The organism is Bacillus sp. JJ722, assembly GCF_036963345.1.
GTDB lineage: Bacteria > Bacillota > Bacilli > Bacillales > DSM-1321 > Bacillus_AD.
Genome location: NZ_JBALMO010000016.1, coordinates 21361 through 32244, shown reverse-complemented (window position 1 = coordinate 32244; position 10884 = coordinate 21361). Strand labels below are relative to the sequence as shown.

Genomic DNA, 10884 nt, shown 5'->3' with positions numbered 1-10884 from the left:
ATCTTCTTTATTTATAACAGGTATATTTAAGGTTACTAACAAACGTTCTACCATATTGACTAGCTCGCGAACATTTCCAGGCCAATGATAATGAGTCATTGCTTGGACTGCTTCATCAGAAAACACCTTGTTTAAGCCATATTTAAAACAAAAATTCTCTTGGAATTGTTTAATTAAAAATGGAATGTCGTCTCCCCTTTCCCTTAGTGGAGGAATATGAATAGGAATGACATTTAATCGATAAAACAAATCTTCACGAAACTTCTTTTCTTCAACTAACTTGGACAAATCTTTATTGGTTGCTGTTATTACCCTAACATCGACTTTGATTGGCTTTGAACCGCCAACTCTAATAATTTCTTTTTCCTGCAATACTCGCAGTAACTTGACTTGAATGGTTAAAGGAAGCTCACCCACTTCATCGAGAAATATAGTACCTCCATGAGCCCTTTCAAAGTAACCAACTTTCCCACCTTTATTAGCTCCTGTAAACGCACCACCTTCATATCCAAATAATTCAGAATCAACAAGCGATTCAAGTATAGCACCACAATTCACAGTAATAAAAGGCTGTAACTTACGATTGCTATTTTGATGAATAAAGTTTGAAATCTCACTTTTCCCTACACCAGATTCACCAAGTAATAGCACCGTAGAATCAACATTAGCTATTTGTTCAGAATGGCTAAGTGTTTCTCTCATAGCAGAAGAATGAGCAATTAAATTATGAGTTTGTTTCTTCTTTTCCAATAGTTTTTTTAAGTGCTGCTTCGTATGTTTAATTTCTGCTCGTAATTGATCGATTTCAGACAAATTATGAATCGTAACGACAACCCTAAAGTCCTCCTCATTCTTCTTTTCGTTTACTGGTATAGCTGTTATTAACAATTGATTTTGGTTCTTATAATCTTGCTCAATTATAGAAACCTTATTTTCTTTCTCTAAAACTAAAGTGAGTATACATTGAGACATGTGTTCTCCTAACAATTCCTGATAATATTCAGGCATCTTCTTCAATCCAAACATATCATTCAAGGCTTGATTCGATTTTATGATTTTACCAAATCGATCTAGTATAAGAATGCCATCACGAGACGATTCAATTACAATATCTTGCTGAGCTAATAACTTCTTCACAGATTGTAATTCATCATAAATATACTCAATTTCAGAGATATCTTGAAAGACACCTACAGCTCCAATGATTTCATTATTTTTCATAATCGGTGTTCGATTTGAAATATATTTCCGATTCCCTACCTGATATTTTTCTGAAGTTGTTTTACCATTGCGCAAAACATCTAGCAATCCTTTTGGTGAAACAACATCTGATAGAAAACGTCCAATAGCAACTTCCTTCCTCGTTCCTGCCATACGTTCAGCAGCTGGGTTAAGCGAAGTAATAAATCCTCTTTGATCAATTGATACAATACCATTATGAGCCGATTTGAAGATTGCATCTAATTGACTCAAATCCACGTTAACTTCTGATGCATAAACTTCTAATAATTTTTTACGGCTCAAAATGCCGACTAAATTATTTTGGTCATTCATTACCGGAAAAACATCTTGTTTAATATGAATAATATTATTTATTTCATCATGTTCATACACACATTGTTTTATTTCAGTCATAATATCTTTTAAAAATTGTTTATGATCACTAATGCCTCGTAGCAACTCATTTTCGGTTACAATACCTACTAACTCTTTTAAATCGTTAAACACTGGTGCAGCGTCCAATTTTTCATTCAAGAAAATTTTAATAGTAGGCATGATTGCATCATATTCATAAAATGTTATAAAGATTTTATTCATCATGTCTTTTACCTTCGAATACAAAATATACAAACCTCCTATCAAATGCTTTCTTAACTATTTTACATTGCAAGTTGTATGCCAAAGAACTAAAATTTATTATTTTTTCTGAAAATACTAACAAATTTTAAGCGATATTTGTTTTATTAGTATCATTCTGTTTTCATATACAATCGATATGATGCATATTAATATTTTTTCTATATCCTGTTGATGCCAAAATGCATCAACGATGTAATATTGAATCGTAACCACATTTCATATATTAAATTTCATTTTTTGTATATAAAATGTGCACTTCGTCTCGTTTTTATTATAAACACTGATGCATGTTAGCATCAATATCCCTTAACAGGTAATGCAATCCAACAAAAAAATTGAATAGTAAGAATATTTCTTAACTATAGACTTTAGTCGGAGCACCCATTCTATCAAGATTTTATTTGTGATGAAGTAAAGCATTTTTTCACCACCAACTACGAATATTAAACCAGCAAGATATAACCAATGCATTAAAACAATCATTCCACCAAGACTTCCATACGTAGATGAATAATTAGAAAAATGATTTACATAAAAAGAGAAAATATTATGGTTCATTTAATTCTAAAACAGTGAAATTCATATTCCCTTGTTATTTGAGCCATTATTCCTTCATTTCTATATACAAACTTTTCCAGCATTCCTAAAAGGCACATTGTGACACATAAAAAACTCATGAATATTATCACATTTTCATGAGTTTTCTAAGAGGTTATATAGTAAAATACTGCTTTCTTAGTTCCCGAAATCTATCAACATCAATATTTTCAATATGAACTTCTCCGTTTTCCACTATTTTGCACGTGGTATCAGTTAGTGAAATAGACCCTTCTTCAATTAATTTAGCCATAATCGGGCCTTTGTTAAAAGGTGACAGTGGGTGTTCACTTATAATTTGTTGAATTTTGTTTAACTCACATATTTCAAAAATAGGATTATTCACATCAAATGCATAGCCATTCTTCCAATTCAAATCACCAAATAGTTTCATTTCTAATATATAAGGTTTCTCCTCATCTTCAGTCTTCCTAATTCGAAATTCACCATTTTCAGAACTGATGCTTTTTCCGTTTAATGGTACAGGCTTTAATGGAACATTCTTACCGAAACCTGAATCTATTAAATATAAATCTTTTTCATATTTTAAGATAATCAAAACATGAGTATTACCCGTTGAAGACCAGTCTTGAATAAAATGATTGTAAATCACGCCTTTAACTAAACATACGTTAAAGTGATTTTCTAATAAAAAATGATAGAGAAGTGGATTTAAATCAAAACATAGCCCACCTTCATTCTTGATTAATAAATTCTCTACTACATTTTCAAGTGTAATATCTTTCATGTTGTTATTGACTACACGTAAGTTTTCAAAAGGTATATTCTTCGCCATCTTCATTAAAACAATCGGTAACTGCTCGAAAGTTAGTTCTTCATTTATTTGAAAACCTATTCTTTTCCGAAACAAAACATTTAAATTTGACATTACTCACTTCCCCTTTGAAAATTTAAATATACTTTAATTTTACTACTATTAGTTTCAATAAGGCAGTATAAATATCTATTGTTAATCCATTGCGAGTGCCTTAAGCTAATCGGAATGTGACTTACGAACTCATGAAAATGATATTCAAATGAAACTCGCTTTCGTCGGAATAGGCAATCTTACTATTATACATAATGAATTAACGAGCATATAAAATGTATAAAAAATCACCCGTTTTGCGGGTGATTTTTATACTGAGGCAAGCTTTAGTTTTTTGACGCCTTAAAAACTTAATCGACGTTAACCAACACTTTCACTAATAATCATATGGCTTGAAATAATTACTTCGGTAAAGTGAACTGCCAAGAAACGCCGAACTGATCAACAATCCAACCAAACTTCTTACTAAATGAATAATCACCCAGTGGCATTAAAATACCTCCACCATCTGATAAGCGCTCATATAATCGATCAATTTCTTCCTCCGTTTCACACGTAATGAACAAAGAAAATGATGGTGTAAATGTAAAATCATGCTTAATATTACTATCAATACACATGATTTCTTGTCCCTTTAATGAAAAAGTAGCTTGCATAACGCTACCTTCTTCCCCTGCCTCGTCAGCTCCATAACGAGTAATGCTAGTAATCGCTGACTCTTCTATCAGCGATGTGTAATAATTCATCGCTTCTTCTGCATTTCCTTGGAACATTAAGAATGGTGTAACTTTTTTCATATAACTAAACTCCTTTTATTTTTTTACTATTAATAAAACTTGATACATGATTTTCTCACCAATGGAAGAACGTAGTAAAGTGGTCAAAACATTTTCCATTTGGAAAAAAATACATAAAACTAAATATCAACTTATCACGTCTTAAAATTATAGTCTAATTAAAGAAAAATTAAAAACGGAGGATACTATGAAGAAAGTAAAATCATTGCTATTATTTACATTTATTGTATTTTTCATAATAGGTACAATAGGCTGTTCAACAGAAAAAGAAGAAACTTCATCACAAGGACAAACAGTTACAAAAAAAACAACAATCCCAAAGCTAGCAAGTAATGTTAAGGGCGCTCAAAAAGGAACCGTTGTTCAATATAATTTAGGTGAAGGAAGTCTTGTCGAGATGGATACGAAAGTCCCATATCCTATTCAAGGTACGATGGGCATTCCAGCAGGTAAAAATAATCCTGTAGTATTCATTCTTCATGGTGCACATGAAATATTAGACGTATCAAAAAATGCATATTATGATGGATTTCGCTACTTAATAGAAACACTAGCAGACAACGGCTATTTAGCCATTTCACTAAATGTGAATAGAGCTTTTAGTTTAGAACCAGTTGAAGGTGATGAATTTAAACGTCTCGAAGCCATTTTTTATGATAACTACAAAGCTTTAGAAAAAGCTAACAATGGTGAAAAGATTTTTGATATCGACCTTACGGATAAAGCTGATTTAAGTAAAATAAACCTTATTGGACATTCTAGAAGTGGTCAAGGGTCAATGGCTCTTATTAACGAACTAACTACTAAAGGAATTTCTTTCAATTCTCTATTACAAGTTGCTCCTGCATATAATCGACCACTAGAGGATCACAATGTTGATATTCCTACAGCGATTATTTTGCCGCAATATGATGGAGATGTTATAAGTTTAGATGGTCAAGATAGTTATAATGTGGCATATCGTTCACCAAACCGCAAATATCCGATTACGGTTGCCTATTTATATGGAGCTAATCATGGCGCCTTTAATTCAATGGTTAACTATAATGAGGCAATTCGCCCAGACGTTACGTACATGAACAAGGAAAAGCAACGAGAATTTCTAACTCAATATGCTTTTGACTTCTTAAATGTAACAAACAAACAGATTGGATCTTTTAGCGATTTCTTTAACGATGAAACACCTAAACGATATAATATTGATTTTATGTCATCAGTATATCAGCCAGATGGAATGAAAATTCTCGCACCAAGTAAAGCGTTGAAAGGTCTTATTCAAAAAGAAATCAAATTAGAGTATGTAGAGGAAGATGTGTTTCCTGCTGAAGATTCTGCACAACCATTTTTCACACCTGGAACACCAGACAGTATTCCGCTTTATTCTTTACAATGGGAGAAAAAAGGTGGTAGTATGCGCCTCCAATTACCGGAGAAAAATAGTAATTGGCAAGAGATGAAGACACTTTCTCTTTATTTGGCACTTGATTCTACTAATCCCAAAAACAACGAGAAACACGCTACAGAGTTAAGTGTAACAATCAAAGATGATAACGGTAAAACGGAAACAATACCATTAACATCAAAATCAACACCATCGCTTCGTTATCAACCTGGTAAAGTCGACCAATTAACAGAGGATTATCAAATTTGGACAACATTCACACCACTTGGTACAGAGCTAATTGATTTATCATCATTGAACAACATTGATTTATCAAATATTAAAGAAATATCTCTAACTACAAAAGGTGAAACAGGTGCAATAATGATTGCAGGAATTGATTTATATAAATAATGAACAACATACACGCCAGAGAAGGAGTTTAATTAACTCTTTCTCTGGCGTTTAGTTGTGTATTTAACATTATAGTAATTTTTCATTTGTACGATTATGTTTTATTAACATCTCTTGCAAATACGCTTCTGACTTTCCTTTTGGAATACTTATACTCTCCCACTTCTCATTTTTTATTTGTTTACCAATATATACGATTTGACCCACATGATATGCGTAATGAGCGAGTTGTCTTTCAATTGCATCCAAAACTATATGACTCTCGCCTCGAATATAGACATTCTTCAATAAATCTTGTTCAGTTAATTGATGTAATGCATCAAAAAGAATATTCCATCCTTGATTCCAACTTCGTATTAAATCTTGTCCAGCTTGTATAGGGTCAACAAATTCCTGTTCGCGATTTCTATCTGGTTTCTCTCCATCAGATGTTAAAAAATTCGTCCACCTTGATACCATATTGCCACTTACATGTTTTATAATTATGGCAATACTATTTGATTCCTCATTCAAAATCCATTGCAGTTCTTCTTCTGATAACTGATTGATTGATTTATCTCCAAGACTTTTCACACTTTGAAATCTTCTGATAATAATCTTTAAATATTCATTTCCTAGACTCATACATATCCTCCTGTTTTAAAAAGATTAAAATATGGAATCCGTACCCCCTATTTATCTTTACTTCCGTTTATTTGATTAACTAAACAATCATCGTACATCCGCTTTCTCGATATTTCTAATAGATAAATATCCTATGAACAATCCAATTAGCCCTAGTGTAATCGGTATTGCAATTACTGAAAATAAATCAAAGTCCGTATCTACTCGACTTGTCAAAGAAACACCTATTACAGCGGCGATAATGGTAGCTGGCGCAGATTTTCGAATCATACCGAATATTAAAGGAATAAGGCTCATTCCAGCTGCCGCAATAGAATTTATGAGCGTGGTTAATAAACCGTTCATAACAGCATCCATTCCAACTTCACCGGGAATAATAACATAAAATAAGTTTAAGCAATAAAAAACGACACCGATGAAAATAGTTGATGAAAATACGGTTATAAAGGTAAACATTGTGATAATAATCATCTTTGCTGTCATAATTTTTTTTCGTCCTATTGGGTAAGTAAACATAATTTCAATTGATTTACTTTTATATTCATCAATTATTAATTTAACAATAAGCACTGAAGCAAATATTTGAAATGCAGCCCGAACCAAAGCGTTAATAACGCTTAACACTTCCTCAAAATTCAGGATTGGCATACGACCTTCATTTTTCACTATAAAGAAAAGCACAGTTAATAACGCGATGAATCCAAGGTTTGCAATAACGACACCTTTCCAATATTGAATCAATTTAAATTTCTTGATCTCTAATTTAATAAGTTTAAGCATAAATACTGCCTCCATTAATAATTTTCAAAAAATACTCCTCTAATGAAGACTCTTTTTTATTTATTTCTTCTATTACAATATTATTGAATACAAGCTCTTTTGTGATTTCTCCTTGAGAAATTTTCATATCATAAATACGAATGGTTGATTGATCAAGTACTTTATAATTTGTAATGTGTAACTTATGATCAATAACATTAGCTGCTTTTTTTACATCATTTGTTTTCAATTCGATGTAATCTGTATTTTGTAATCGAATACTTTCCATCGTTACTTCCTTAAGCAGTTTTCCTTCCTTAATGACTCCAATGGTATCAGCAATTTGTTCGATTTCTCCAAGTATATGGCTAGAAATTAACAATGTCATTCCATAATCTTTGCTCAAAATTTGGAAAAGATTGCGAAACTCTTTAATACCAACTGGGTCTAATCCATTTATAGGTTCATCTAGAATAAGGATTTCCGGTTTTGTAATGATCGCTCTAGCTATTCCTAGACGTTGTTTCATACCTAATGAAAAATCCTTTACTGCCTTACCTTCAATATTCTTCAATTGCACCATACCTAAAGCAGTATTAATTGCATCTTTGTTGTAGTACCCAACATATTCACAGTGAAGCTGTAAATTCTCTCTCGCTGTTAGCAAATCATAAAAAACAGGATATTCGATAATACTCCCCATCCTTTTAAGCACTTCATAAGATGTCGTTGTTAAGTTCTCACCAAATAATTTAATATCACCACTGGTTGGTTTCAATAAATTCAAAAGCATTCGCATTAAAGTTGTCTTACCTGATCCATTCGGCCCTAAGAAGCCATATATTTCTCCTTTTTTCACATTCATATTTACATTAGAAATAACCTCTTTACCATTAAAAGCCTTAGTAACGTTACTCGTTTGAATGATGTAAGTCATTTGCTCCCTCCTCTTTCTACCGTTTTCATTCTAAAGTTTAAAAGTGTCATTTATCTTACTGAATCCTTACAAAAATCTTAAGTTGCTCAAAATTTTGAATTTTTTATTCAAAAAATAAAACGATTCAATTTAACAGTAAAAATCGTCTTCTTATATGGAGCACTTTGCAAACTAATAGCTCCACCCATTTGTTCTACTAACCTCTTAGTAATCGTTAAGCCTAGGCCACTCCCTTGAAAATACTTATTTCTTGAATCATCCATTGTATACATTCTTTCGAATACACGATCTCGATGTATTTCACTTATACCTTGGCCTTTATCACTGATTTCAATATAAGCGCAGTCATTAATTGTGTGAACTTTTAAACCTAACATTTTTCCTGCTTCACCATGGTGAATAGCATTGGAAATTAAATTATGAAGAACACGTTCCAATTCCAATTCATTCCCCCATACATGGATTGACTCATCAGGAATTTCAATTTCCACTTCATATTCTTTCATAGTCAAAATTTCATAATAATACAGTATTACTTTGCGACAGATTTCTGATATATCTATCTTTATAATTTCAAATTTTTGATCACCTGACTCAAGTTTTACTAGTTTAAAAAAACGCTCGATTAAATCCAGTACCTCCAAAGTTTTGGAATGTACCGTCTCCAATAGAACTTTCCTTTTTTCATTGTTTACCTCTTCATCATTTAGCATGATTTCTGTATAACCATGGACGACAGTTAGTGGCGTTTTCAAATCATGAGAAATATTAGAAAGCATTTTTCTCATAGAACGCTCTACTCTATGAGAATTTGCTTTTATCTTTTGATTATGTCCTAGAAGATCATTAATTTGGATTAATAAATTCATTACCTCATCATCATCAGTATGTAACAATAGCTTTTCATCCGAATCAGTTTCAACGATCGATTGCAGTTTCTTTGCTATGTATTTGACTTCTTTCCTATGTGCTTTAACTCTCGCATTAAGAACAACATTTAAAATAAACGAGAATACTAGGAATATCGCAACTAAATAAACCATATTACAAATCCCCCAGTTTATAGCCGATTCCCCATAATGTCTTTATGTATTTTGGCTTTGACGCATCGTCTTCGATTTTCCCTCTAAGTCTCCGAATATGTACATTAATTACATTATCGTCTCCATAATATTCTTCATCCCAAACGAGATTATATAGCTGCGCTTTTGTAAACACTTGAGAAGGTTTTGAGATAAATAATTTTAATATACTAAACTCCTTTGATGTAAGTTTAATTTCTTGATCGAACTTTCTCACAGAAAAATTACTCATATTAACGATTAAATCTCCTACTTTCACTACTTCCTCTCGGGGACTTATCGAGCGTTTATAGTGACTTTCTCTTCTTAGAAGTGCTTTAATTCTAGCGATTAATTCAATCATAGAGAATGGTTTTGAAATATAATCATCAGCACCAAATCCCAATCCTAACACTTTATCTACATCCTCACCTTTAGCAGACATGATGAGAATTGGGACCATGCTTTCTACTCTTATTGTCTGTAAACAAGTCATGCCATCTATTTTCGGTAGCATTAGATCTAGTAAAATTAAATCAAAACCTTGCATATTTAATACTTTTAATGCTTCTTCACCATTATAAACTGCTCTTACATGAAAACCTTCTTTGGACAAACTTTCACAAACCATCTCACTTATATGTAAATCATCTTCAACTACCATAACTCGGTGATTCATAACTTCCCCACTCCAATCATTACAAATTGACAACATAATAAAGTAAAATTTTAATCGATGTGGGTTTTCGTCCATCCGCCACCGATTATTAGTTGAACCAAATCTTCACTATGAAGGATCGCATTGTCATTATTTTCCCATAGATTTATTTACTGCTTCAAGTGCATGGATTGTTGTTGTATCAAATAAAGGAACAGTAGAATCCTCATCTTTTACTAATAATCCGATTTCAGTGCACCCAAGAATAATTCCCTCTGCTCCATTTTTGATAAGCTTTTCAATAACTTGTTTATAACACTCTCTCGATGTTTGTGAGATTTTCCCTAAACAAAGCTCTTCGAAAATGATGTTATTTACAACCTCTCGATCACACTCATTTGGTATAACAACCTTAATTCCACTTGATTCGATTCGAGATTTATAGAAATCCTGCTCCATTGTATATTTTGTTCCGAGTAAGCCTACTGTACTAAATCCTTGTTTCTTGATTTGTACAGTTGTTGCATCGGCGATATGTAATATAGGAGTACTTATTTTCCCCTCTATTTGATGCACGACTTTATGCATTGTGTTCGTGCATATAACAATAAAATCGGCACCTGCTTTTTCTAAACTTTGAGCAACATCCCCCAATACTTCACCAGCTTTTTCCCATTTTCCTTCCTGTTGATATCTCTCAATCTCTTCAAAATCAACACTATATAATAAACACTTTGCCGAATGTAAACCGCCTAATTTAATTCTCACTTCTTCATTAATGATTCGATAATATTCAACAGAAGACTCCCAACTCATACCTCCAATAAGACCAATCGTTTTCATAATGTTCCTCCTTCTATGTTATGAACAACTTAGATTTTTCTGTTTTTTTCATTATACTATTACATTTGCATTAGATTAAGGTTTTCAAAATGAAGAAATAATAAAGTGAAACTTTAATCGATGG

11 protein-coding genes are annotated in these 10884 nt (G+C 32.2%); 1 reads left to right on the top strand and 10 read right to left on the bottom strand.

Annotated elements, in window-relative coordinates:
• From V7014_RS02570 to V7014_RS02555, 4 genes are all read right to left on the bottom strand, one after another.
• A partial coding sequence (locus tag V7014_RS02570) for a sigma 54-interacting transcriptional regulator (RefSeq protein ID WP_335503879.1) occupies positions 1-1842 on the bottom strand: 1842 nt, incomplete at its 3' end.
• 324 nt (positions 1843-2166) lie between these two features.
• Positions 2167-2418 carry a YhjD/YihY/BrkB family envelope integrity protein gene (locus V7014_RS02565; protein ID WP_438824852.1) on the bottom strand — a complete coding sequence of 84 codons (252 nt, stop codon included), beginning with the start codon at positions 2416-2418 and terminating at the stop codon, positions 2167-2169.
• A 154-nt stretch (positions 2419-2572) separates the two neighbouring features.
• Complete coding sequence (locus V7014_RS02560; protein ID WP_335503877.1) at positions 2573-3346, bottom strand: arylamine N-acetyltransferase family protein; 774 nt, start codon at positions 3344-3346, stop codon at positions 2573-2575.
• A gap of 341 nt (positions 3347-3687) precedes the next feature.
• Positions 3688-4083: a VOC family protein gene (locus tag V7014_RS02555; RefSeq protein WP_335503875.1), complete on the bottom strand. Its 396-nt coding sequence runs from the start codon at positions 4081-4083 to the stop codon at positions 3688-3690.
• Between the two features lie 187 nt (positions 4084-4270).
• Between V7014_RS02555 and V7014_RS02550 the strand changes: the two genes are divergently transcribed.
• Entirely contained in the window at positions 4271-5878 is a 1608-nt protein-coding gene (locus V7014_RS02550; RefSeq protein ID WP_335503873.1) for a hypothetical protein, read from the top strand.
• A gap of 69 nt (positions 5879-5947) precedes the next feature.
• Here V7014_RS02550 and V7014_RS02545 read toward each other — a convergent pair whose 3' ends face one another.
• From V7014_RS02545 to V7014_RS02520, 6 genes are all read right to left on the bottom strand, one after another.
• Positions 5948-6502 carry a DUF1572 domain-containing protein gene (locus V7014_RS02545; RefSeq protein WP_335503870.1) on the bottom strand — a complete coding sequence of 185 codons (555 nt, stop codon included), beginning with the start codon at positions 6500-6502 and terminating at the stop codon, positions 5948-5950.
• Between the two features lie 87 nt (positions 6503-6589).
• Complete coding sequence (locus tag V7014_RS02540) at positions 6590-7282, bottom strand: ABC transporter permease (RefSeq protein ID WP_335503868.1); 693 nt, start codon at positions 7280-7282, stop codon at positions 6590-6592.
• On the bottom strand, positions 7275-8198 hold the full coding sequence (locus V7014_RS02535) for an ABC transporter ATP-binding protein (protein WP_335503866.1): 924 nt from the start codon (positions 8196-8198) through the stop codon (positions 7275-7277). Before V7014_RS02535 ends, V7014_RS02540 begins: the two co-directional genes overlap by 8 nt.
• 107 nt (positions 8199-8305) lie before the next feature.
• On the bottom strand, positions 8306-9241 hold the full coding sequence (locus tag V7014_RS02530; protein ID WP_335503865.1) for a sensor histidine kinase: 936 nt from the start codon (positions 9239-9241) through the stop codon (positions 8306-8308).
• A gap of 1 nt (position 9242) precedes the next feature.
• Entirely contained in the window at positions 9243-9938 is a 696-nt protein-coding gene (locus tag V7014_RS02525) for a response regulator transcription factor (protein WP_335503863.1), read from the bottom strand.
• A 129-nt stretch (positions 9939-10067) separates the two neighbouring features.
• A complete protein-coding gene (locus tag V7014_RS02520) occupies positions 10068-10760 on the bottom strand; it encodes an aspartate/glutamate racemase family protein (protein WP_335503862.1) in 693 nt (230 codons plus the stop codon).
• Positions 10761-10884: the final 124 nt, after the last annotated feature.

Bases quoted from the DNA above. Each gene is read 5' to 3' on its own strand.
- V7014_RS02530 (WP_335503865.1), bottom strand. From the start codon at position 9,241: ATGGTTTATTTAGTTGCGATATTCCTAGTATTCTCGTTTATTTTAAAT.
- V7014_RS02525 (WP_335503863.1), bottom strand. From the start codon at position 9,938: ATGAATCACCGAGTTATGGTAGTTGAAGATGATTTACATATAAGTGAG.
- V7014_RS02520 (WP_335503862.1), bottom strand. From the start codon at position 10,760: ATGAAAACGATTGGTCTTATTGGAGGTATGAGTTGGGAGTCTTCTGTT.
- V7014_RS02545 (WP_335503870.1), bottom strand. From the start codon at position 6,502: ATGAGTCTAGGAAATGAATATTTAAAGATTATTATCAGAAGATTTCAA.
- V7014_RS02560 (WP_335503877.1), bottom strand. From the start codon at position 3,346: ATGTCAAATTTAAATGTTTTGTTTCGGAAAAGAATAGGTTTTCAAATA.
- V7014_RS02535 (WP_335503866.1), bottom strand. From the start codon at position 8,198: ATGACTTACATCATTCAAACGAGTAACGTTACTAAGGCTTTTAATGGT.
- V7014_RS02555 (WP_335503875.1), bottom strand. From the start codon at position 4,083: ATGAAAAAAGTTACACCATTCTTAATGTTCCAAGGAAATGCAGAAGAA.
- V7014_RS02565 (WP_438824852.1), bottom strand. From the start codon at position 2,418: ATGAACCATAATATTTTCTCTTTTTATGTAAATCATTTTTCTAATTAT.
- V7014_RS02540 (WP_335503868.1), bottom strand. From the start codon at position 7,282: ATGCTTAAACTTATTAAATTAGAGATCAAGAAATTTAAATTGATTCAA.
- V7014_RS02550 (WP_335503873.1), top strand. From the start codon at position 4,271: ATGAAGAAAGTAAAATCATTGCTATTATTTACATTTATTGTATTTTTC.